Source organism: Pseudomonas oryziphila, assembly GCF_003940825.1.
Taxonomy (GTDB): domain Bacteria; phylum Pseudomonadota; class Gammaproteobacteria; order Pseudomonadales; family Pseudomonadaceae; genus Aquipseudomonas; species Aquipseudomonas sichuanensis.
The window spans coordinates 1,118,405-1,140,493 of the sequence record NZ_CP034338.1 but is presented as its reverse complement, the minus strand read 5'-3'; the positions used below and the strand labels follow the sequence as shown (position 1 = coordinate 1,140,493).

19 protein-coding genes are annotated in these 22,089 nt (G+C 65.0%); 9 read left to right on the top strand and 10 right to left on the bottom strand.

Annotated elements, in window-relative coordinates:
• The first annotated feature begins 101 nt into the window (after positions 1–101).
• Together EJA05_RS05400 and EJA05_RS28140 are read left to right on the top strand one after the other, a co-directional pair.
• Positions 102–1,013: a LysR family transcriptional regulator gene (locus tag EJA05_RS05400; protein ID WP_125857577.1), complete on the top strand. Its 912-nt coding sequence runs from the start codon at positions 102–104 to the stop codon at positions 1,011–1,013.
• A 433-nt stretch (positions 1,014–1,446) separates the two neighbouring features.
• On the top strand, positions 1,447–1,620 hold the full coding sequence (locus EJA05_RS28140; RefSeq protein WP_189654521.1) for a hypothetical protein: 174 nt from the start codon (positions 1,447–1,449) through the stop codon (positions 1,618–1,620).
• 21 nt (positions 1,621–1,641) lie between these two features.
• Here EJA05_RS28140 and EJA05_RS05395 read toward each other — a convergent pair whose 3' ends face one another.
• Positions 1,642–2,511 (bottom strand): isocitrate lyase/PEP mutase family protein, encoded by an 870-nt coding sequence (locus tag EJA05_RS05395; protein WP_125462776.1) that lies wholly within the window; start codon positions 2,509–2,511, stop codon positions 1,642–1,644.
• Positions 2,512–2,868: 357 nt separating this feature from the next.
• Between EJA05_RS05395 and EJA05_RS05390 the strand changes: the two genes are divergently transcribed.
• Positions 2,869–4,320, top strand: a complete 1,452-nt coding sequence (locus tag EJA05_RS05390) for an MDR family MFS transporter (protein WP_125857576.1) — start codon at positions 2,869–2,871, stop codon at positions 4,318–4,320.
• 168 nt (positions 4,321–4,488) lie between these two features.
• Here EJA05_RS05390 and EJA05_RS05385 read toward each other — a convergent pair whose 3' ends face one another.
• Entirely contained in the window at positions 4,489–5,121 is a 633-nt protein-coding gene (locus EJA05_RS05385) for a TetR family transcriptional regulator (RefSeq protein WP_125462774.1), read from the bottom strand.
• 254 nt (positions 5,122–5,375) lie between these two features.
• Here EJA05_RS05385 and ttgA point away from each other — a divergent pair, with 254 nt between their 5' ends.
• From ttgA to EJA05_RS05360, 5 genes are all read left to right on the top strand, one after another.
• Complete coding sequence (ttgA, locus tag EJA05_RS05380) at positions 5,376–6,530, top strand: toluene efflux RND transporter periplasmic adaptor subunit TtgA (RefSeq protein WP_125857575.1); 1,155 nt, start codon at positions 5,376–5,378, stop codon at positions 6,528–6,530.
• A 3-nt stretch (positions 6,531–6,533) separates the two neighbouring features.
• Positions 6,534–9,686 carry a multidrug efflux RND transporter permease subunit TtgB gene (ttgB, locus tag EJA05_RS05375; RefSeq protein WP_125857574.1) on the top strand — a complete coding sequence of 1,051 codons (3,153 nt, stop codon included), beginning with the start codon at positions 6,534–6,536 and terminating at the stop codon, positions 9,684–9,686.
• Positions 9,683–11,128 carry an AdeC/AdeK/OprM family multidrug efflux complex outer membrane factor gene (locus EJA05_RS05370; protein ID WP_125857573.1) on the top strand — a complete coding sequence of 482 codons (1,446 nt, stop codon included), beginning with the start codon at positions 9,683–9,685 and terminating at the stop codon, positions 11,126–11,128. Before ttgB ends, EJA05_RS05370 begins: the two co-directional genes overlap by 4 nt.
• A 341-nt stretch (positions 11,129–11,469) precedes the next feature.
• Positions 11,470–12,723 carry an OprD family porin gene (locus EJA05_RS05365; RefSeq protein ID WP_125857572.1) on the top strand — a complete coding sequence of 418 codons (1,254 nt, stop codon included), beginning with the start codon at positions 11,470–11,472 and terminating at the stop codon, positions 12,721–12,723.
• 186 nt (positions 12,724–12,909) lie between these two features.
• Entirely contained in the window at positions 12,910–13,893 is a 984-nt protein-coding gene (locus EJA05_RS05360; protein WP_125857571.1) for a LysR family transcriptional regulator, read from the top strand.
• Here EJA05_RS05360 and EJA05_RS05355 read toward each other — a convergent pair.
• Positions 13,793–14,479, bottom strand: a complete 687-nt coding sequence (locus EJA05_RS05355; RefSeq protein ID WP_125857570.1) for a Crp/Fnr family transcriptional regulator — start codon at positions 14,477–14,479, stop codon at positions 13,793–13,795. The two genes, EJA05_RS05360 and EJA05_RS05355, sit on opposite strands and share 101 nt — an antisense overlap.
• Before the next feature lie 91 nt (positions 14,480–14,570).
• Here EJA05_RS05355 and EJA05_RS05350 point away from each other — a divergent pair, with 91 nt between their 5' ends.
• Complete coding sequence (locus EJA05_RS05350) at positions 14,571–15,095, top strand: Mpo1 family 2-hydroxy fatty acid dioxygenase (protein ID WP_125857569.1); 525 nt, start codon at positions 14,571–14,573, stop codon at positions 15,093–15,095.
• A 110-nt stretch (positions 15,096–15,205) separates the two neighbouring features.
• Here EJA05_RS05350 and pcaC read toward each other — a convergent pair whose 3' ends face one another.
• From pcaC to EJA05_RS05315, 7 genes are all read right to left on the bottom strand, one after another.
• Positions 15,206–15,598, bottom strand: a complete 393-nt coding sequence (gene pcaC / locus EJA05_RS05345) for a 4-carboxymuconolactone decarboxylase (RefSeq protein WP_070093782.1) — start codon at positions 15,596–15,598, stop codon at positions 15,206–15,208.
• Positions 15,599–15,609: 11 nt separating this feature from the next.
• Positions 15,610–16,401: a 3-oxoadipate enol-lactonase gene (gene pcaD / locus EJA05_RS05340; protein WP_125857568.1), complete on the bottom strand. Its 792-nt coding sequence runs from the start codon at positions 16,399–16,401 to the stop codon at positions 15,610–15,612.
• A gap of 11 nt (positions 16,402–16,412) precedes the next feature.
• A complete protein-coding gene (locus tag EJA05_RS05335; protein ID WP_125857567.1) occupies positions 16,413–17,765 on the bottom strand; it encodes a 3-carboxy-cis,cis-muconate cycloisomerase in 1,353 nt (450 codons plus the stop codon).
• Between the two features lie 9 nt (positions 17,766–17,774).
• Positions 17,775–19,064 (bottom strand): MFS family transporter, encoded by a 1,290-nt coding sequence (locus EJA05_RS05330; RefSeq protein ID WP_125857566.1) that lies wholly within the window; start codon positions 19,062–19,064, stop codon positions 17,775–17,777.
• Positions 19,065–19,235: 171 nt separating this feature from the next.
• Positions 19,236–20,441 (bottom strand): 3-oxoadipyl-CoA thiolase, encoded by a 1,206-nt coding sequence (pcaF, locus tag EJA05_RS05325; protein WP_190306076.1) that lies wholly within the window; start codon positions 20,439–20,441, stop codon positions 19,236–19,238.
• On the bottom strand, positions 20,438–21,217 hold the full coding sequence (locus EJA05_RS05320) for a CoA-transferase subunit beta (RefSeq protein WP_125857564.1): 780 nt from the start codon (positions 21,215–21,217) through the stop codon (positions 20,438–20,440). Before EJA05_RS05320 ends, pcaF begins: the two co-directional genes overlap by 4 nt.
• Positions 21,214–22,074: a CoA transferase subunit A gene (locus EJA05_RS05315; RefSeq protein WP_125462761.1), complete on the bottom strand. Its 861-nt coding sequence runs from the start codon at positions 22,072–22,074 to the stop codon at positions 21,214–21,216. Before EJA05_RS05315 ends, EJA05_RS05320 begins: the two co-directional genes overlap by 4 nt.
• Positions 22,075–22,089 lie beyond the last annotated feature (15 nt).

The following is a 22,089-nucleotide window of genomic DNA, read 5'->3' as shown; positions in this document are numbered from 1 at the left end:
TGCTTCCTGATGAGTGAGTCGATGGAGCACAGCTTAGTTGCCCGATTCAATACAAAAAATGCGATGCTGCGACATAGTTCATTTCTGAAATCGGGCAAATCATGGACCGTCTGAACGCCATGCGCGTATTCGTCACCGTCGTCGACCTGGGCAGCCAGTCTGCGGCGGCGGATCACCTGGAGCTTTCCCGGCCAGTGGTGTCGCGCTACCTGGCGGAGCTGGAGGACTGGGTCGGCGCCCGGCTGATGCAGCGCACCACGCGCAAGCTCAGCCTGACCGCCGCCGGGCAGGAGACATTGCCGCGCTGCCGGCAATTGCTGGAACTGGCCGGCGACCTGCAACACGCCGTGCGCCAGCCCGATGATGCCCCCCGCGGCGAGCTGCGCATCAGCGTCAGCACCTCGTTCGGCCAGGCTCAGCTGGTGGATGCGCTGGCGGCCTACGTCAAGCGCTACCCCGGGGTGAAGGTGGAGCTGCAGATGCTCGATCGCACCGTCAACCTGGTGGACGAACGCATCGACCTGGCGATCCGCACCAGCAACGACGTCGACCCCAACCTGATCGCCCGGCGCCTGAGCGTGTGTCGCTCGGTGGTCTGCGCCAGCCCCGCGTACCTGCGCGAACACGGAACACCTGCGCGGGTGGAGGATCTGAGCGGGCACAACTGTCTGACCCATGCCTATTTCGGCCATAGCCTGTGGCATTTCGAGGTGGGCGGGCAGAGTGTCGCCGTGCCGGTACAGGGCAATATCAGCGCCAACGAGGCCATGACCCTGCAGAAGGCTGCGCTGGCCAGCGCCGGTATCGCCATGCTGCCCACCTACCAGGCGGCCAGTGCGCTGCGCAGCGGCGAACTGGTGCGCCTGTTGCCCGAGGCACGGCCACGGGAGCTGAACCTGAACGCGGTGTACACGTCGCGCAAGCACATGCCGGCGACCTTGCGCAGCATGCTGGATTTTCTGGTGGAGCGGTTTGGGGATGAGCCGGAGTGGGATCGGGGGTTGGGGCTTTAGGGGTGGGTGGGTGCCAGGTGTGGGGCGATAGCCTTGCAGCGTCTATCAGATCGAGCGCCGCCCGCGCGGCGCTTCGCGGGTAAACCCGCTCCCACAGTTTGTTTTGGGCCAATGAGTCCTGTGAAAGTACCGCTGCCCGCTTTGGTGTATGTCTTGAGCCCTGTGAGGCAGCCTAGGCGCCCACGCTGAAATTGTGCCGAGCAAACAAGGCGGACCAGGCAATGGCACAGGAGAGACTGGCCCGAAACAAACTGTGGGAGCGGGTTTACCCGCGAAGCGCCGCGCGGGCGGCGCTCGATCTCATAGGCGCTGCAAATCGTGAACGGTTCACCCCGCCAGCACGCGGTCCCACCGGCAATGATGCCAGTGCAGATATCCAAGCCGGGCCTATGCTTACCGTTATCACCTGTTACAACAACAGGAGGTAAGCACCATGAGTATCAAGTCCAGGCGTTGCGCGCTGGTCTTCGCCTTGGCCGCCGTCGTAGGGCTCTACGGTTCGGCCTGTTGGCGGGTGGAGCTGCTGCGCAGCCAACCCAACACCGCAGCCAGTTGCGCGCAGGAACACTGCGTGCCCCACACCGCAACCTTGAGTGCCGTCAGATAAAGCGACGGCGCCGCGCGCCGGTCACTCCTCGACGCTCATGTATTCCTTGGCCCAACGGATGTAGTCCTCCGGCTGGGTGTAGGTGTGCGAGAGCTCGGTGGCGGTGAGGCTGTCCGACTTGTGCTGCTGGCCACGCTGCAGGCGCAGGCAGTCGTAGGTGGCCTTGATCGCGGCGAAGTAGGCGGCGTGGCCGTCGACCACGATACGCACGCCCAGGCGCGCCAGGCGCTCGTCGTCACGCAGGTTCGGGTTGCCGTAGGTGACCAACATCAACGGCACGTTCAGGTGCTCGGCGATCTGCTCCAATTGCTCGAAGTCCTTGACCCCCACCATGCAGATGCCATCGGCGCCGGCCTTCTGGTAGCTCTGGGTGCGCACGATGATTTCTTCGGTGCTCAGCACCCCGGCGTTGGTCCGGGCGATGATCGCCATGGCCGAGTCGACGCGGGCCTCCAGGGCAGCGCGGATCTTGCCGACGCCCTCTTCCACCGGGATCAGGTCAGTGGACTTGCGGCCGAACTGAGCCGGCAGCAAGGTATCCTCGATGGTCAGGGCGGCAACCCCGGCACGCTCCAGTTCGATCACCGTGCGCATGACGTTGAGGGCATTGCCGTAGCCATGGTCGGCATCGGCGAGTACCGGCAGTTGGGCAACGCGGCCGATACGGGTGGCTTGCTCGACGAACTCGCTGAGGGTGATCAGGGCAAAGTCCGGCGCAGCCAGTACCTGCAACGAGGCAACCGAACCGCCGAGAATGCCGACTTCAAAGCCAAGGTCGGCGGCGATGCGCGCAGACATGGGGTCGAAGACCGAAGCGGTGTGATAGCACGAACCTGAAGCGAGCAGTTCGCGGAAGGCAAAACGCAGATCGTGGTGGGAAGCCTTGGGCATGATCACTCCGCTTGTAATAAGAAATGTTGAACGGCTGACAACCGACCCCTGTATCGGGTCTACCTGACTGATCCAACCGTCGCCATCGGTGCGGTCATGCTCGTCATGCAGGCAGAGGAATAAAAGGTGTGGAAATACAGCAACGCGAAACCCTGCGGCAAAACGCTGCACCATGCTGGTGCAGGCCCCGGATTTCAGCCTCTGCGGCCTTTGCACGATATCACGCAGCCATGCAGCACTGGATGAATGCGCCAATGCCGATCTTGCATAGGGGATGCACAGAGTACATAGGAAGCTACTCAACTCAGGTTACAATCTGGCCACTCCGAATGAGCTGATCACCACCAGGTAGCCACCGTGACCGCCGCCCTGCCCCCTACCGTTCTGCGCAGCGTACTGACCGCCCTGATGCTGGCGATCTTCCTCGGCGCCCTCGACCAGACCATCGTCGCCGTGTCGCTGCCGGCGATTTCCGCCCAGTTCAACGATGTCGGCCTGCTGGCCTGGGTCATCTCCGGCTACATGGTGGCCATGACCATCGCCGTGCCGATCTACGGCAAGCTCGGCGACCTGTATGGCCGGCGGCGCATGATCCTCACCGGCACCGCGCTGTTCACCCTCGCCTCGATCGCCTGCGGCCTGGCCCAGGACATGCCGCAGCTGGTGCTGGCGCGGGTGCTGCAGGGCATCGGCGCAGGCGGCATGGTGTCGGTGAGCCAGGCGATCATCGGCGACTTCGTGCCGCCGCGCGAACGCGGCCGCTACCAAGGCTATTTCAGCAGCATGTACGCCCTGGCCAGTGTCGCCGGGCCGGTGCTGGGCGGGTGGCTGACCGAGTACCTGTCGTGGCGCTGGGTGTTCTGGATCAACCTGCCGCTGGGGCTGGTAGCGCTGTGGGCGATCCACCGTGCCCTCGACGGGTTGTCGGTGAAGCGCCGCGAGGTACAGGTGGACTACCTGGGCGCGGTATTGATGATCATTGGCCTGGGCTGCCTGCTGCTGGGCATCACCCTGGTCGGCCAGGGGCATGCCTGGCAGTCGACACCGGTACTGTTACTGCTGGGCTGCGCGCTGCTCGGGCTGCTGGTGTTCGTCACCCACGAGCGGCGTTGCCGTGAGCCACTGCTGCCGATGAGCCTGTTCGGCAACCGGGTCGCGGTGCTGTGCTGGTGCGTGATCTTCTTCGCCAGCTTCCAGTCGATATCGCTGACCATGCTCATGCCCCTGCGTTACCAGGGCATCACCGGGGCCGGCGCCGACAGCGCCGCACTGCACCTGCTGCCACTGGCCATGGGGCTGCCTATCGGCGCGTTCACCGGTGGGCGCATGACCAGCCGCACCGGGCGCTTCAAGCCGCAGATCCTGACCGGCGCGCTGCTGATGCCGGTTGCCATCGCCGCCATGGCCCTGACACCACCGCAATCGGGTTGGCTCAGCGCGCTGTTCATGCTGCTGACCGGGATCGCCTGCGGGTTGCAGTTCCCCACCTCGCTGGTGGGTACCCAGAGTGCAGTGGAGGCGAAGGACATCGGCGTGGCCACCAGCACCACCAACCTGTTCCGTTCGCTGGGTGGGGCCATGGGGGTGGCGTGCATGTCCAGCCTGCTGCTGGCGTTGTTGCAACAGGGTGGTTTCGAGCTGCTGGGCAATCCCCTGCTGGGTAGCCTCAAGGCAGGCGAGGCGGATCCTGAGACCCAGGCGCGGTTGCTGGAAACGTTCAGGAATCTGTTGCTGGCCAGTGCAGGGGCTGCGCTGCTTGGATTGCTGGCGGCGCTGGCGTTGCCGGATCGGCAGTTGCGCGGGCGGTAAGATCGCCGGTGGCGCTTCGCACCCCTATCGCTGGCAAGCCAGCTCCCACAGAGATTGCACCGACCCTGTGGGAGCTGGCTTGCCAGCGATAGGGCCGCAACGCGGCCCCACTGTTAATCCCACTTTAATCCATGGGAAAAAGACTTCCTCACAATCCTTCACAAAGTGTCATTTGCGCAGGCTTGGGCTCAAGCGCAGCATATCCAGCCCGGTGTCCACCCACTTTTCGGCATCGCGCAGCAGGTCGAAACTGTCCGGCAGCAGCAACCAGCGCCCGATCAGGCCATCGACGTAGGCAAACATCGCCACGGCAGCACGATCGCAATCGAGGTCGGCAGGCAATTGCCCGCGTCTCACGGCATTGGTCAGGGTCAGGGCGATGCCTACATGGCAGTCGAGTACCGCGCTTTGGCGTTGCTGGCGAATCTCACACATGTCGTCGGTGAATTCGCACTTGTGATGCAGGATTTCATTGATACGCCGGGTTCGGGCGTCAAGCACCAGCTCGTTGAACACTTGCAGTAACAATTTGCGCATGCAACCCAGCGGGTCGAGTTCATCCTCGCTCTCACTGGCCCGGGCCAGGTGGTCGTGGGTTTCGTGCAGGCAGTCGAGCAGCGCCTGGACCAGATCGGCCTTGTTGCTGAAATGCCAGTAGATCGCGCCACGGGTCACCCCCGCGAGCTCAGCGATATCGGCCAGTGTGGTTCGCGCAACCCCGCGCTTGTAGAAGGCCTTTTCCGCCGCCTCGATGATCTGGGCGCGGGTTTCCTGGGCTTCTTCTTTGGTTCGACGGACCATGGCAACACAACCTCTTCAGGCCCCGCACGCACTTCTGGCGGGCGGGAATCAGGCCGGGGTCGCCTCTTCAGGGGCCGTTCCCGGGGTAATTGAGCGGTTCGCGGTGGGGGGATGCAATCCACCGGCGGTGTTTACAAACAAGCATGAATGTAAGTATATTCGGTAGCAAGCTATTAATCCACCGGATAGCGTTTTTCTGACAAGACACTTCCACTATTCTTGAGCTCCCTTGCTCCAGCGACCCGAGGATCCTCATGCAATTCAAGCCAGCCGTAACCGCCCTGGTTTCCGCCGTGGCCCTGGCAACCCTGCTCAGTGGCTGTAAGAAAGAAGAAGCCGCGCCTGCGCCGCAGGCTCCTCTGGTCGGCGTCGTCACCGTTCAACCCCAGTCCTTCACCCTGACCTCGGAACTGCCGGGGCGCACCACGGCCTACCGCATCGCCGAAGTCCGCCCGCAGGTCAATGGCATCATCCTCAAGCGCCTGTTCAAGGAAGGCAGCGACGTCAAGGAAGGGCAGCAGCTCTACCAGATCGACCCCGCCGTCTACGAGGCCAACCTGGCCAACGCCCAGGCCAACCTGCAGGCTACCCGCTCGCTGGCCGAACGCTACAAGCAGCTGATCGACGAGCAGGCCGTCTCCAAGCAGGAATACGACGACGCCAATGCCAAACGATTGCAGGCCGAGGCAGCGCTCAAGAGCGCCCAGATCGACCTGCGCTACACCAAGGTGCTGGCACCGATCAGCGGTCGCGTCGGCCGTTCCTCGGTCACCGAAGGCGCGCTGGTGAGCAATGGCCAGACCAACGCCATGGCCACCATCCAGCAACTCGACCCGGTCTACGTCGACGTCACCCAGTCCACCGCCGAGCTGCTCAAGCTGCGCCGTGACCTGGAAAGCGGCCAGTTGCAGAAGGCCGGTGACAACGCCGCGCAAGTGCAGCTGGTGCTCGAAGACGGCAGCCTGTTCAAACAGCAAGGCCGCCTGGAGTTCTCGGAGGTCGCGGTCGACGAAACCACCGGTTCCGTGACCCTGCGCGCGATCTTCCCCAACCCCGACCACACCCTGCTGCCGGGCATGTTCGTGCACGCCCGCCTCAAGGCCGGGGTCAATGCCAACGCCATCCTGGTCCCGCAACAGGGCGTGACCCGCGACCTCAAGGGCGCGCCGACCGCACTGGTGGTCAACCAGGAAAACAAGGTCGAACTGCGCCAGCTCAAGGCCAGCCGTACCCTGGGCAGCGACTGGCTGATCGAGGAAGGCCTGAACCCGGGTGACCGCCTGATTACCGAAGGCCTGCAATACGTACGCCCAGGCGTCGAGGTCAAGGTCAGCGAAGCCACCAACGTCAAGAAGCCGGCCGGCCCCGATCAGGCCAACGCGGCGAAAGCAGACGCCAAAGCGGAGTAAACCATGTCGAAGTTCTTTATCGATCGCCCGATCTTCGCCTGGGTGATCGCCCTGGTGATCATGCTGGTCGGCGCCTTGTCGATCCTGAAGCTGCCGATCAACCAGTACCCGAGCATCGCGCCGCCGGCCATCGCCATCGCCGTGACCTACCCGGGCGCCTCGGCGCAGACGGTGCAGGACACGGTGGTGCAGGTGATCGAGCAGCAGCTCAACGGTATCGACAACCTGCGTTATGTGTCGTCGGAAAGTAACTCCGACGGCAGCATGACCATTACTGCCACCTTCGAGCAGGGCACCAACGCCGACACCGCGCAGGTGCAGGTGCAGAACAAGCTCAACCTGGCCACCCCGCTGCTGCCGCAGGAAGTGCAGCAGCAAGGTATCCGCGTCACCAAGGCTGTGAAGAACTTCCTGCTGGTGATCGGCCTGGTGTCCGAAGACGGCGGCATGACCAAGGACGACCTGGCCAACTACATTGTCTCCAACATGCAGGACCCGATCTCGCGGACCGCTGGCGTGGGTGACTTCCAGGTGTTCGGTGCACAGTACGCCATGCGTATCTGGCTCGATCCGGCCAAGCTCAACAAGTTCCAGCTGACCCCGGTCGACGTGCGCACCGCGGTTGCCGCGCAGAACGTGCAGGTGTCGTCCGGCCAGCTCGGCGGCCTGCCGGCCCTGCCGGGTACCCAGCTCAACGCCACCATCATCGGCAAGACCCGCCTGCAGACCGCCGAGCAGTTCGAAAAGATCCTGCTCAAGGTCAACAGCGACGGCTCCCAGGTACGCCTGAGAGACGTCGCACAAGTCGGGCTGGGCGGCGAGAACTACGCCGTCAGCGCCCAGTTCAACGGCAAGCCCGCCTCGGGCCTTGCCGTGAAGCTGGCCACCGGCGCCAACGCCCTGGATACCGCCAAGGCACTGCGCAAGACCATCAGCGACCTGGAACCCTTCTTCCCGCCTGGCGTGAAGGCGGTGTTCCCGTATGACACCACCCCGGTGGTCACCGAATCGATCAGCGGGGTTATCCACACCCTGATCGAGGCCGTGGTCCTGGTGTTCCTGGTGATGTACCTGTTCCTGCAGAACTTCCGCGCCACCATCATCACCACCATGACCGTACCCGTGGTGTTGCTGGGTACCTTCGGCATCCTGGCGGCGGCCGGCTTCAGCATCAACACCCTGACCATGTTCGCCATGGTCTTGGCCATCGGCTTGCTGGTGGACGATGCCATCGTCGTGGTGGAGAACGTCGAGCGAGTCATGTCCGAGGAGGGCTTGCCGCCCAAGGAGGCGACCAAGCGCTCGATGGAGCAGATCCAGGGCGCGCTGGTGGGTATTGCCCTGGTGCTGTCGGCGGTACTGCTGCCCATGGCCTTCTTCGGCGGCTCCACCGGTGTGATCTACCGTCAGTTCTCGATCACCATCGTCTCGGCCATGGGCCTGTCGGTACTGGTCGCGCTGATCTTCACCCCGGCCCTGTGCGCCACCATGCTCAAGCCGCTGAAGAAGGGCGAGCACCATGTGGCCAAGCGCGGTTTCTTCGGCTGGTTCAACCGCAACTTCGACCGCAGCGTGGTCGGCTACGAGCGCAGCGTCGGTGCCATCCTGCGCAACAAGGTGCCGTTCCTGCTGGCCTACGCGCTGATCGTGGTCGGCATGATCTGGCTGTTCGCCCGCATCCCCACCGCGTTCCTGCCCGAGGAAGACCAGGGCGTGCTGTTCGCCCAGGTGCAGACCCCGGCCGGCTCCAGTGCCGAGCGCACCCAGGTGGTGGTCGACCAGATGCGCGAATACCTGCTCAAGGAAGAAGCCGACACCGTGGCCTCGGTGTTCACCGTGAACGGCTTCAACTTCGCCGGCCGCGGCCAGAGCTCGGGCATGGCCTTCATCATGCTCAAGCCGTGGGGCGAACGTTCGGCCGAGAACAGTGTGTTCAAGCTGTCGCAACGCGCCCAGCAGCACTTCTTCAGCTTCCGTGACGCGATGGTGTTCGCCTTCGCCCCGCCTGCGGTGCTGGAGCTGGGTAACGCCACCGGCTTCGACGTGTTCCTGCAGGACCGCGCCGGTGTCGGCCACGCCAAGCTGATGGAAGCGCGCAACCAGTTCCTGGCCAAGGCCGCGCAGAGCAAGATCCTCAGCGCTGTGCGCCCGAACGGCCTGAACGACGAACCGCAGTACCAGCTGACCATTGATGACGAACGTGCCAGCGCCCTGGGCGTGACCATCGCCGACATCAACAGCACCCTGTCGATCGCCCTCGGCGGCAACTACGTCAACGACTTCATCGACCGTGGCCGGGTCAAGAAGGTCTACATCCAGGGCGCGCCCAACGCGCGGATGAGCCCGGAAGACCTGCAGAAATGGTACGTGCGCAATGGCGCCGGCGAGATGGTGCCGTTCTCCTCGTTCGCCAAGGGCGAATGGGCCTACGGCTCGCCGAAACTGTCGCGCTACAACGGCGTTGAAGCGGTCGAGATCCTCGGTGCCCCGGCCCCGGGCTACTCCACCGGTGAAGCCATGGCCGAAGTCGAGCGCATCGCCGGCGAACTGCCAGCCGGTATCGGCTACTCCTGGACCGGCATGTCCTACGAGGAAAAACTCTCCGGCTCGCAAATGCCGGCGCTGTTCGCCCTCTCGGTCCTGTTCGTGTTCCTCTGCCTGGCAGCGCTGTACGAAAGCTGGTCGATCCCGATCGCCGTGGTCCTGGTGGTTCCCCTGGGCATCATCGGTGCGCTGATCGCCACCAGCATGCGCGGGCTGTCCAACGACGTGTACTTCCTGGTCGGCCTGTTGACGACCATCGGCCTGGCGGCCAAGAACGCGATCCTGATCGTCGAATTCGCCAAGGAACTGCACGAGCAGGGCCGCAGCCTGTACGACGCCGCCATCGAGGCGTGCCGCATGCGTCTGCGCCCTATCATCATGACCTCCCTGGCGTTCATCCTCGGCGTGGTACCGTTGACCATCGCCAGTGGCGCGGGCGCCGGCAGCCAGCATGCCATCGGCACCGGGGTGATCGGCGGCATGATCAGTGCGACCGTGCTGGCCATCTTCTGGGTACCGCTGTTCTTCGTAGCAGTGTCGTCGCTGTTCGGCAGTAAAGAGCCGAAAACCGACGCCACCCCTGAAACTCCACGTTATGAGGCTGGGCAATGACCAAGTCTTTGCTGTCCCTGGCGGTTACCGCCTTCATTCTCGGCGGCTGCTCGCTGATCCCTGACTACCAGACGCCGGAAGCGCCGGTCGCCGCGCAGTGGCCGCAAGGCCCTGCGTACTCGCCGACCGAAACCGCCAACGTCGCCGCTGCCGAACAGGGCTGGCGCCAGTTCTTCCACGACCCGGCGCTGCAGCAGCTGATCCAGAGCTCGCTGGAAAACAACCGCGACCTGCGCGTGGCGGCGTTGAACATCGATGCCTACCGCGCCCAGTACCGCATCGCCCGTGCCGACCTGTACCCGGCTGTTTCTGCCAATGGCAGCGGCAGCCGTCAGCGGGTACCGGGGAACGTGTCGCAAACCGGTGAGGCAGACATCACCAGCCAGTACTCGGCAACGATCGGCGTCAGTGCCTACGAGCTGGACCTGTTCGGCCGCGTGCGCAGCCTGAGCCAGCAGGCCCTGGAAACCTACCTGTCCAGCGAACAGGCGCGCCGCTCCACACAGATCAGCCTGGTGGCCAGCGTGGCCAACGCCTATTACACCTGGCAGGCCGACCAGGCGCTGCTCAAGCTGACCCAGGAAACCCTGAAAACCTACGAAGAGAGCTACAACCTCACCCGCCGCAGCAACGAGGTGGGTGTGGCGTCGGCGCTCGACGTCAGCCAGGCACGCACCGCCGTGGAAGGCGCCCGGGTCAAGTACGCGCAGTACCAGCGCCTGGTCGCCCAGGACCTCAACAGCCTGACCGTGCTGGTGGGTACCGGCGTGCCGGCCAACCTGCCCCAGCCGCTGGAGCTCAACGCCGACCAGCTGGCCGAAGTGCCGGCCGGCCTGCCGTCCGACATTCTTCAGCGCCGCCCGGACATCCAGGAAGCCGAGCACCTGCTCAAGGCCGCCAACGCCAACATCGGCGCCGCCCGCGCTGCGTTCTTCCCGAGCATCAGCCTGACCGCCAACGCCGGGACCCTGAGCCCGGACATGGGCGGCCTGTTCAAGGGTGGCTCTGGCACCTGGCTGTTCCAGCCGCAGATCAACCTGCCGATCTTCAACGCCGGCAGCCTGAAGGCGAGCCTGGACTACTCGAAGATCCAGAAGGACATCAACGTCGCCAAGTACGAAAAGACCATCCAGACCGCCTTCCAGGAAGTCGCTGATGGCCTGGCCGCACGCAAGACGTTCGAAGAGCAGTTGCAGGCGCAACGTGACCTGGTGGCCGCCAACCAGGATTACTACCGCCTGGCCGAGCGCCGTTACCGCATCGGCATCGACAGCAACCTGACCTTCCTCGATGCCCAGCGCAACCTGTTCAGCGCCCAGCAGTCGCTGATCGGCGATCGTCTGTCGCAGCTGGTCAGCGAGGTCAACCTGTACAAGGCCCTCGGTGGCGGCTGGTACGAGCAGACCAACCAGCAAGCGTCGGTACAGTCGCCAAAAGGCTGATCACGCCGGCAACAGCATCAAGCCCACCCTCGCGGTGGGCTTTTTGTTTGCCGGGAGTTGCTACCGGCTTTTCGCCGGCAAGCCGGCTCCCACAGGAGCAGCGCATGGCTTGAGTTTGGTGCGGTCGGGGTGGGAGCCGGCTTGCCGGCGATGAGGCCTGATGCCCGAACATTACGTTCGATAATCGCCCCATTCCGCTTGCGGCGAATTGCCTCGCCCCCGCCCTCCCCCGCACCATCGCCCACGCAACGTTGCACAAGTTCTCACAAAGACGCCCGTCCCCTGCGGCCCGCACCCGCAGCGCCCCGGCTCGCCCAATAAAAACAAGAGATCCACGACAGATGAGCACTTTGCACCCCGCACGCCAGCTGCTGCCCGGCCTGTTGGCCATGTCCTGCGCCCTGCCCGCCCTGGCCGCCGAAAGCGGCTTTTTCGAGGACGCCAAGGCCAGCCTCAACCTGCGCAACTTCTACATCAACCGCAACTTCGTCGACCCGGCCAACCCCCAGGGCAAGGCCGAGGAATGGACCCAGAGCTTCATCCTCGACGCCCGCTCCGGCTTCACCCAGGGCACCGTCGGTTTCGGCCTGGATGTGCTGGGCCTGTATTCGCAGAAGCTCGACGGCGGCAAAGGCACCGCCGGCACCCAACTGTTGCCGGTGCACGACGATGGCCGCCCGGCCGATGACTTCGGCCGCCTGGGCGTGGCGTTCAAGGCGCGCCTGTCGCAGACCGAACTGAAGGTCGGCGAATGGATGCCGGTGCTGCCGATCCTGCGTTCCGACGATGGCCGCTCGCTGCCCCAGACCTTCCGTGGCGGCCAGCTCACCTCCAAAGAGATCGATGGCCTCACCTTGTATGGCGGCCAGTTCCGTGGCAACAGCCCGCGCAACGACGCGAGCATGGAAGACATGTTCATGCAGGGCCGCGCCGCCGCTACCTCCGACCGCTTCAACTTCGCTGGCGGTGAATACACCTTCAACGACAAGCGCACGATGATCGGGCTGTGGGATGCGCAACTCAAAGACATCTACCGCCAGCAGTACCTCAACCTGGTGCACAGCCAGCCATTGGGTGACTGGACCCTGGGCGCTAACCTCGGTTACTTCATCGGCAAGGAAGATGGCAGCGAACGCGCCGGCGAACTGGACAACCGCACCGCTTCGGCCCTGCTCTCGGCACGCTACAAGGGGCATACCTTCTACGTCGGCCTGCAAAAGGTCAGCGGCGACGACGCCTGGATGCGGGTCAACGGCACCAGCGGCGGCACCCTGGCCAACGACAGCTACAACTCAAGCTTCGACAACGCCAAGGAACGCTCCTGGCAGGTGCGTCACGACTTCAATTTCGTCAGCGTCGGTGTCCCTGGGCTGACCTTGATGAACCGCTATATCAAGGGTGACAACGTGCACACCAGCGCGGTGAACGACGGCAAGGAATGGGCGCGGGAGACCGAGCTGGCTTATGTGGTGCAGTCCGGTGCGCTCAAGGATCTGTCGGTGAAATGGCGCAACTCCACCATGCGCAGGGACTACAGCACCAATGCATTCGATGAGAACCGGTTGATCGTGAGCTATCCGCTGAATCTGCTGTGAAACCCATCGCGGGGCAAGCCCGCTCCCACGCAAGATTTTGCAGGTCGTGGGAGCGGGCTTGCCCCGCGATAGCGTCAGTCGCCGCAACAAACAACAAAAAAGAATAAGTAAATCAAATAACATTCTTTGACGTTATATGTAACAAAAGCTAAAACCGAGCCCTGATCCCCGCACCAGAGCCCGAGCATGGACCTCCGCCAACTGCGCTATTTCATCGCCCTCACCGAGTACCGCAGTTTCGTCCGCGCCGCCGAAGCCATGGGCATCACCCAACCGGCATTCAGCCGGGCCATCCAGAACCTCGAGCAGACCCTCGGCTGCACCCTGGTCGACCGTGGCAACAAAGCCCTGCCCCCCACCCCCGAAGGCCAGGTGGTGCTGCAACACGCCCGCCGCCTGGTGCAAGGCGCCGCCCAGTTGAACAACGAGGTGTCGCAGATGACCAAGCTCGACGCCGGCGAACTGCACTTCGGCAGTGGCCCGGCCCTGGCGGTGCGCCTGGTGCCCGCGGCCTTGCAGCAGTTCATCGAACGCCACCCCGGCATCCGCACGCAACTGCTGGTGGACAACGCCGAGCGCCTGGGCCAGGCCCTGCGCCGCGAGCAGATCGAGTTCTTCGTCGATGACATCCGCCCGTTCGAGGCCGACCCGAACTTTCACACCGAACCGCTCAACCCACGCCCCGGCCTGTTCTTCTGCCGCCCCGGGCACCCGCTGCTGGCCAAGGACAGCCTGTCGACCAACGACCTGTTCGCCTACCCCTTGGCCTGCGCCCTGCTCGCCCCCGGGGTACGCAAGCGCCTGGCCAACCTCAGCGGGCGCAACGACTTCACCCCGCACCTGCAAACCGAGCACCTGGCGGTGCTGCGCAGCGTGGTGCTGGCCAGCGACGCGGTCGGCAGCGCCAGCGAAGAAGCGGTGGCCGAGGACCTGGCCGCCGGCACCCTGGTGCGCCTGCACTGGCGCAACCTGCCGCCGGGGCTGGAGGTGCTGAGCGTGCGTTGCGGGGTGGTCAGCCGCAGCGGCTATCGCCTGTCGCCGGCGGCGCGGGCGATGATCGAGACCCTGGTCAGCCTGGATGCTGAGCCATTGCCCGCAGCCGCGGCGCATCGACAATCTCCACCTCGCCATAGCCCAGGCGTAGCACGCCGGACTGTTCGAGGTTCCTGAGGATCTGGTTGATGGTCTGGCGCGACAGCGACAGCATCAGCGCCAGCTGCTCCTGGGACAGTTGCAGGCGCCACTGGGCGATATCGCGCTCGCCATAGCCCTCGGCGATCTGCAGCAGGCGGTGGGCGACCCGGGGCGCTGCGGCCAGCAGGCTCTGCTGCTCCAGGGCGACGAATACCCAGCGCAACTTGTGGCTCATCAGCAACGCCAACTCGCGCCAGTGCTGCGGTTCACGGGCCAACCACTCGAGCAAAGGCGCCTGGGGCAGCCACAGCAATCGTGTAGCCCCTTCCGCGAAGGCGTCATGGGTGCGTGGCTGGCCATCGAACAGGCTGATCTCGCCGAACCAGTACGGCGCTTCGACCAAGGTCAACAGCGCCTCCTTGCCCTCGCTGCTCACCGCCCCCACCCGCATCGCCCCGTCGAGCACCGCATACAGCCCGCACGGCGCATCGCCACGCTGGAACAGGCATTGCCCTGGCGCCAGCTCGCGGGTTCGCGCCAGGGCCAGCAGGCTATCCTGAACCTTGGTGGGCAACTGCCGGAACCATTGGCCGTGCAGCAAATGGGTACGCAGATCGTGCATGGCACCTCGCAAAGCGGACTCTGTCGGCCAGGCGACAGACGACAACGAATGGACGGGGCAAGCTGCGCCTACCCCTGATGGAGGAACAACAATGAAAAACCTCGTCGAACACCTGAGTCAATACGCCGCCTATCATCGCGACCCGCGCAATATCACCACGCACTTCGTCGGTATTCCGTTGATCGTGCTGGCAGTGAGCATCCTGCTGTCGCGGCCCGGCTGGGACGTGGCAGGTTTGTGGCTGTCACCGGCATTGCTGCTGGCCACCTGGTCGGTGTGGTTCTACCTGCGCCTGGACCTGCGTTTCGGCCTGGTGATGGGGCTGCTGCTGGGGCTGTGCCTGTGGGCTGGCCAAGCACTGGCCGTACAGGCCACCGGGCTGTGGCTGAGCGCCGGGCTGGGGGCGTTTGTGGTGGGCTGGATCATCCAGTTTGTCGGGCATGCTTACGAAGGGCGCAAGCCGGCGTTTGTCGATGATGTCAGCGGGCTGATCATCGGGCCGTTGTTCGTGGTGGCGGAGCTGGCGTTCATGGCCGGATTGTGTGGCGACCTGAAGAAGGCCGTGGAGGCCAATGCCGGGCCGGTGGCCATCCGCCAGAAGAAAGCCGCAGTCTGACGATGGCATTACGTGGGCTTCATCGCTGGCAAGCCAGCTCCCACAGGTGCAGCAGATGCCGGCCCCTGTGGGAGCCGGCTTGCCGGCGATGACGGCGACACCGATTCACCTCACTGCCGCGACTCAACCCCCAACTCATCCCACACCGACTCCGCCAGGTGGAAGGTGGCATTGGCCGCCGGGATGCCGCAGTAGATCGCACTCTGCATGATCACTTCCTTGATCTCTTCGCGCGTCACGCCGTTGTTGGCCGCCGCGCGCAGGTGCAGCTTGAGCTCGTCGTTGCGGTTCATGCCGATCAGCATGGCGATGGTGATCAGGCTGCGGGTATGCCGTGGCAGCCCCGGGCGGGTCCAGATATCGCCCCAGGCATGGCGGGTGATCATTTCCTGGAACTCGCCGTTGAAGTCGTTGAGCTTCTCCAGGCTGCGGTCGACATGGGCATCGCCCAGCACCGCGCGGCGCACCTGCATGCCGGCGTCGTAGCGTTGTTTCTCATCCATGGCGTATGTCCTCAGCGAGCCAGCAAAAAATCGAGCACGCGGTCACTGAACGGCGCACCGACCTCGACGTTGGACAGGTGCGCCGCCGGGAACTCGGCGTAATCGGCACCCGGGATGCCAGCCTGCATGAACCGGCCATGCTCCGGCGTGGTGACCACATCGGCGCTACCGGCGACGACCAGGGTCGGCACCTGGATGTGCTCGAGCTGGTCACGGAAATCGGCATCCCGCACAGCGGCGCAGTTGCCGGCGTAACCGGCAGGCGAGGTGTGCGCCAGCATCTCGGTTATGCGTTGGGCAATCGCCGGCTCGGCCGCGGCGAACGCCGGGGTGAACCAGCGCGCAATGGAGGCATCACGCAGGTCACGCATGGCCTGCTGACCGCCCTTGAGCACGGTGTCGATGCGGGTGTTCCACACCTCGTCATTGGCGATTTTCGCCGCCGTGTTGCACAGGGTCAGGCTGAGCAGGCGGGCACCTGCGTTGATACCCAGCCACTGGCCGATCAGGCCGCCCATGGACAAGCCGACGAAGTGGGCCTTGGGGATATCCAGCGCGTCGAGCAGCGCCAGCACATCGTTACCCAGCTGTTCGATGCTGTAGGGGCCTTCGCTGACCACCGAGGCACCGTGACCACGGGTGTCGTAACGCAGCACGCGAAAGTGTTCGCTCCATGCCGGGATCTGCGTGTCCCACATGCCAAGGTCAGTACCCAGCGAGTTGGACAACACCAGCACCGGGGCATGCGCCGGGCCGTCGAGTTGGTAATGCAGTACGCCATCGGCCAGTTGCACGTGCGCCACAGCGGTCTCCTTCAGGCAATGAAACGTTGATGTTCGGCCACGGCACGCGCCACCCAGACACGGGCCTGGCCGAGGTAATGGGCAGGGTCGAGCAGGCGGTCGAGTTCGTCGGCGGACAACTCGGCGCTGACCTGGGGCTCGTCACCGAGCACGGCGCGCAGGTGGCGTTGCTCGGCCACCGCGCGCTGGCAGCAGTGCTCCAGCAGATGATGGGCGTGATCGCGGCCCAGGCGCTGGGCCAGGACGATGCTGACGGCTTCGGCCAGCACCAGCCCCTGGGTCAGGTCGAGGTTGCGGCGCATGCGTGGGGCGTCCACTTCCATGCCCTCGGCGATCACCTGGGCCTGGCGCAGGGCGCCGGACACCAGGCAGCAGATTTCCGGCAGGGTTTCCCATTCGGCGTGCCACAGGCCCAGGCTGCGTTCGTGCTCCTGGGGCATGGCGCTGAACAGCGTCGAAACCAGCCCCGGCACACGGGTGGCGGCGCCGATCAGCACCGCCGCCCCCACCGGGTTGCGCTTGTGCGGCATGGTCGAGGAGCCGCCTTTGCCTGGCGCTGAGGGTTCGAACAGCTCGCCCGCCTCGGTCTGCATCAACAGGCTGACATCACGGCCGAACTTGCCCAGGCTGCCGGCGATCAGGCCCAGCACCGAGGCAAACTCCACCAGGCGATCGCGCTGGGTGTGCCAGGGCTGCTCGGGCAATGTCAGTTGCAACTGTTCGGCCAAGGCTTCGGCCACCGGCAACGCCTTGCTGCCCAGCGCCGCGAGGCTGCCGGAGGCACCGCCGAACTGCAGCACCAGCAAGCGCGGGCGCAGTTCCTTCAAGCGCTGGCGATGACGGGTCAGGGCGCCGAGCACACCTGCCAGCTTCATCCCCAGGGTCACCGGCGTGGCGTGCTGCAGCCAGGTACGGCCCACCAGTGGCGTGTCGGCATGCTGCAGGGCCTGGCGGGCCAAGGTGTCGGCCAAGCTGTCGAGGTCGCTTTCGATCAGCGCCAGCGCCGCACGCAGTTGCAGCACCAGGCCAGTGTCCATCGCGTCCTGGCTGGTGGCGCCCAGGTGCACATAGCGCTCGGCCTCGGCCACGCCACTGGCGATGACCTTGCCCAATGCCTTGACCAGCGGGATCGCCGAGTTACCGGCAGTGGCGATGGCATCGGCCAATGCCCGCACGTCGTAGCGCTCGGCCTTGCAGGCGGCCTCGATCGCCGGCACCACGGCATGTGGCACCAGCCCGGCGGCGGCTTCGGCACGGGCCAGGGCCGCCTCGAAATCGAGCATGCCCTGCAGCCGGCCCCGGTCGGAAAAAACCTCGCGCATCGCCGGGGCGGTGAAGTAGGCGTCGAACAGTTGGTTGCTCATGCAACGTCCTTAGTGATCATCGTGCAGGTACTGCGCCTGCTTGGGCAGGCGCAGGCTGAACAGGAAGGCCACCGCCATCATGGCGGTCACGTACCAGTAGAAGGTGTTCTCCATGCCCAGGGTCTTCAAGCCCAGGGCCACGTACTCGGCCGAACCGCCGAACACCGCGTTGGCGATCGCATAGGCCAGCCCCACCCCCAGCGCCCGCACCTGCGGCGGGAACATCTCGGCCTTCACCAGGCCGCTGATCGAGGTGTAGAAACTGACGATGCACAGTGCCAGGGTCACCAGCACGAAGGCCATGAACGGGCTGCTCACGGTCTTCAACGCCATCAGCAGCGGTACGGTGAACAGCGTGCCCAGGGCGCCGAACAGCAGCATCGAGTTACGCCGGCCGATGCGGTCGGAGAGCATGCCGAACACCGGCTGCAGGATCATGAACAGGAACAGCGCGCCGGTCATCACGAAACTGGCGCTCTTGGCGTTCATGCCAGCGGTGTTGACCAGGTACTTCTGCATATAGGTGGTGAAGGTGTAGAAGATCAGCGAGCCGCCGGCGGTGTACCCCAGCACGGTGATGAAGGCGGCGGCGTGATTGCGCAGCAGGCCACTGACCGAGCCGGCGTCCTTGTCCTGGCGGGTCTCGGCGCTGCTGGTTTCTTCCAGGGAGCGGCGCAGCACCAGCGAGATCAGCGCGGCAACCGCACCGACCACGAACGGGATGCGCCAGCCGTAGGCGCGCAGTTCTTCTTCGCTCAGCAACTGCTGCAGGATCACCACCACCAGCACCGCCAGCAACTGGCCGCCGATCAGGGTGACGTACTGGAACGAGGCAAAGAAGCCGCGTTGGCCGCGCAGGGCCACTTCGCTCATATAGGTGGCGGTGGTGCCGTACTCGCCGCCCACCGACAAGCCCTGGATCAGCCGCGCCAACAGCAGCAGCGCCGGCGCCCAGGCACCGATGCTGGCATAGGTCGGCAGGCAGGCAATGATCAAGGAGCCGAAACACATCATCAGCACCGAGGTCATCAACGAATTCTTGCGCCCGTGACGGTCGGCCAGGCGGCCGAAGATCCAGCCGCCGATGGGCCGCATCAGGAAGCCTGCGGCGAACACCCCGGCGGTGTTGAGCAACTGCACCGTGGGGTCGTCGGAGGGGAAGAAGGCCGGGGCAAAATAGATGGCGCAAAAGGCGTAGACATAGAAGTCGAACCATTCCACCAGGTTGCCCGACGAGGCACCGACGATGGCGAAGATGCGTTTGCTGCGTTCTTCGCCGGTGTAATAGGTTGAGGTCATGGTGCGTTTACTCCTGGAGGGTCACAGGTAATTCTAGACATACCTGGTTACACACTCGTTCCGCCTTTGGCCGTGGGTCATGGCTACCGGCCCTATCGCCGGCAAGCCGGCTCCCACAGGATGGCGTGGTCCCTGTGGGAGCCGGCTTGCCGGCGATAGGGCCGGTACAGGTCAAACCCGCTCGATGGCCAGCGCCAACCCCTGCCCAACCCCCACACACATGGTCGCCAGGCCTTTACGCCCGCCAGTCTTCTCCAACTGATGCAACGCCGTCAGCACCAGCCGCGCGCCACTCATGCCCAGCGGGTGGCCGAGGGCGATGGCGCCGCCATTGGGGTTCACCTGCGGCGCATCATCCGCCACACCCAGTTCGCGCAGCACCGCCAGGCCCTGGCTGGCGAAGGCTTCGTTGAGCTCGATGACGTCGAAGTCGGCCACGGCCACGCCCAGGCGCTCGGTCAGCTTGCGCACCGCCGGCACCGGGCCGATGCCCATCACCCGTGGCGCCACACCGGCGCTGGCCATGCCCAGCACCCGGGCACGTGGGGTCAGGCCGTGCTTCTTCACGGCTTCGGCCGAGGCGAGGATCAGCGCGGCGGCACCGTCGTTGACGCCCGAGGCATTACCAGCGGTGACGGTCTTGTCCGGGCCATTGACCGGCTTGAGCCGGGTCAGCGCTTCAAGCGTGGTGTCCGGGCGCAGGTGCTCGTCATGCTCGACCACGGTCTCGCCCTTTTTATGGGCAATGCGCACCGGCACGATCTCTTCGGCGAAGAAGCCGGCGGCTTGTGCAGCACACGCCTTCTGCTGGCTGCGCAGGGCGAAGGCGTCCTGGTCGGCGCGTGAAACCTGATAATCGTCGGCGACGTTGTCGGCCGTCTCGGGCATGGCGTCGACGCCGTACTGGGCTTTCATCAGCGGGTTGATGAAGCGCCAGCCGATGGTGGTGTCTTCCAGTTTCATGTTGCGCGAGTAACCGCTCTCGGCCTTGCCCATGACGAACGGCGCACGCGACATCGACTCGACGCCGCCGGCGATGGCCAGCTCCATCTCGCCGCTGGCGATGGCGCGGAAGGCGGTGCCGATGGCATCCATGCCAGAAGCGCACAGGCGGTTGAGGGTCACGCCCGGCACGCTCTGCGGCAAGCCGGCCAGCAACAGGGCCATGCGTGCGACGTTGCGGTTGTCTTCACCGGCCTGGTTGGCACAACCGAAGAACACTTCGTCGAGCTGGTCCCACTGCACGCTCGGGTTACGCTCGATCAGCGCCTTGAGCGGCACCGCCGCCAGGTCATCGGCGCGCACGCCGGCCAGGGCACCGCCAAAACGGCCGATGGGGGTGCGGATGGCGTCACAGATGAATACCTCACGCATCAGGCTTCTCCTGCCACTTGCCCATGGGCGGCGGCGGTGCGGGCTTCGAGGTCGCGCAGCGCGGTCAGCTCGAGCTCGCTCGGCGCCGCCGTTTCCTGGGCATTGTCGGCGAAGCGGATCGCCCAGCCGGTGGCGTTGATGATCTGCTCGCGGGTCACGCCCGGGTGAATCGAGGTCACGACAAACTCATGAGTACCGGCTTCCGGCTCCATGATGCACAGGTCGGTGATGATGCCGACCGGCCCTTCGCCCGGCAGGCCCAGGCGCTTGCGCGAGTCGCCGCCTTCGCCGTGGCCGACCGAGGTGATGAAGTCGAGCTTGTCGACGAACGCCCGTGGCGACTGTTTGAGGATGATCAGCACCTGCTTGGCGGAACCGGCGATCTCCGGCGCACCGCCGGCACCCGGCAGGCGGGTTTTCGGCGCGTGGTAGTCACCCACCACTGTGGTGTTGATGTTGCCGAAGCGGTCGACCTGGGCGGCGCCGAGGAAGCCCACGTCGATGCGCCCGCCCTGCAGCCAGTAGCGGAAGATTTCGCCGGTCGGCACCACGGTATCGGCGGTTTCCGCCAGCTCACCGTCACCGATCGACAGTGGCAGCACGCTGGGCTTGGCTCCGATCGGGCCAGACTCGTAGATCAGCACCACGTCGGGCGACGAGGTCAGGCGCGCCAGGTTGGCGGCCTTGGACGGCAGGCCGATGCCGACGAAGCAGACAGCACCGTTGCGCAGGCGCCGGGCGGCGGCGACGGTCATCATTTCGGAAGTGGAGTAGCTCATTGCGCGGCCTCCGCGGTGCTGGCCAGCTTGGCCTTGAATTCGGTGAAGTCGGTGGTGCCACGGATGTAAGTGTCGATCCAGGCGCTGAAGGTTTCGCGGTTGCGGGCAATCGGGTCCCAGGCCTGGTAGAAGCGGTTGTCGCGTTCGTAGTAACCGTGGGCATAGGACGGGTGGGCGCCGCCCGGTACCAGGCACACCGCGCTCAAGGCCCAGGTCGGCAACACGCAGGCGTTCATCGGTGCGTTGAGGTCATCGACGATCTCTTCGACGGTGACGATGCAGCGCTTGGCCGCCAGGGCCGCTTCCTTCTGCACGCCCAGGATGCCCCACAGCAGCACGTTGCCCTTGCGGTCGGCCTTTTGCGCGTGGATCACGGTGACGTCCGGGCGTACCGACGGCACGGCGGCGAGCACTTCGCCGGTGAACGGGCAAGTGACACTCTTGATCAACGGGTTGACCTTGGGCAGGTCGGAGCCGGCGTAGGCGCGCAGCACTGCGAACGGCAGGCCGGAAGCGCCGGCGACATAGGCGTTGGCCAGGTCAGCGTGGCTGTGCTCTTCGATCTCGATGGCATGCGGCCACTGCTTTTCCACCGCATCGCGCAGGCGGTGCAGCGAACCCACCCCCGGGTTGCCGCCCCAGGAGAAGATCAACTTGCGCGCGCAGCCGGCACCGATCAGCTGGTCGTAGATCAGGTCCGGGGTCATGCGCACCAGAGTCAGGTCGCGCTTGCCCTGGCGGATGATCTCGTGACCGGCGGCGGTCGGGATCAGGTGGGTGAAGCCTTCGAGGGCGACGCTGTCGCCATCCTGGATGAACTGCTTCACGGCATCGTGAAGCGAGAGGATTGCTGCCATTGGAGACTCCTGGTC

Excerpts from the sequence above, each read along its gene's own strand:
- EJA05_RS05400 (WP_125857577.1), top strand. The coding sequence starts at position 102 with ATGGACCGTCTGAACGCCATGCGCGTATTCGTCACCGTCGTCGACCTG.
- EJA05_RS28140 (WP_189654521.1), top strand. The coding sequence starts at position 1,447 with ATGAGTATCAAGTCCAGGCGTTGCGCGCTGGTCTTCGCCTTGGCCGCC.
- EJA05_RS05395 (WP_125462776.1), bottom strand. The coding sequence starts at position 2,511 with ATGCCCAAGGCTTCCCACCACGATCTGCGTTTTGCCTTCCGCGAACTG.
- EJA05_RS05385 (WP_125462774.1), bottom strand. The coding sequence starts at position 5,121 with ATGGTCCGTCGAACCAAAGAAGAAGCCCAGGAAACCCGCGCCCAGATC.
- ttgA (WP_125857575.1), top strand. The coding sequence starts at position 5,376 with ATGCAATTCAAGCCAGCCGTAACCGCCCTGGTTTCCGCCGTGGCCCTG.
- ttgB (WP_125857574.1), top strand. The coding sequence starts at position 6,534 with ATGTCGAAGTTCTTTATCGATCGCCCGATCTTCGCCTGGGTGATCGCC.
- EJA05_RS05370 (WP_125857573.1), top strand. The coding sequence starts at position 9,683 with ATGACCAAGTCTTTGCTGTCCCTGGCGGTTACCGCCTTCATTCTCGGC.
- EJA05_RS05365 (WP_125857572.1), top strand. The coding sequence starts at position 11,470 with ATGAGCACTTTGCACCCCGCACGCCAGCTGCTGCCCGGCCTGTTGGCC.
- EJA05_RS05360 (WP_125857571.1), top strand. The coding sequence starts at position 12,910 with ATGGACCTCCGCCAACTGCGCTATTTCATCGCCCTCACCGAGTACCGC.
- EJA05_RS05355 (WP_125857570.1), bottom strand. The coding sequence starts at position 14,479 with ATGCACGATCTGCGTACCCATTTGCTGCACGGCCAATGGTTCCGGCAG.
- EJA05_RS05350 (WP_125857569.1), top strand. The coding sequence starts at position 14,571 with ATGAAAAACCTCGTCGAACACCTGAGTCAATACGCCGCCTATCATCGC.
- pcaC (WP_070093782.1), bottom strand. The coding sequence starts at position 15,598 with ATGGATGAGAAACAACGCTACGACGCCGGCATGCAGGTGCGCCGCGCG.
- EJA05_RS05335 (WP_125857567.1), bottom strand. The coding sequence starts at position 17,765 with ATGAGCAACCAACTGTTCGACGCCTACTTCACCGCCCCGGCGATGCGC.
- EJA05_RS05330 (WP_125857566.1), bottom strand. The coding sequence starts at position 19,064 with ATGACCTCAACCTATTACACCGGCGAAGAACGCAGCAAACGCATCTTC.
- EJA05_RS05320 (WP_125857564.1), bottom strand. The coding sequence starts at position 21,217 with ATGAGCTACTCCACTTCCGAAATGATGACCGTCGCCGCCGCCCGGCGC.
- EJA05_RS05315 (WP_125462761.1), bottom strand. The coding sequence starts at position 22,074 with ATGGCAGCAATCCTCTCGCTTCACGATGCCGTGAAGCAGTTCATCCAG.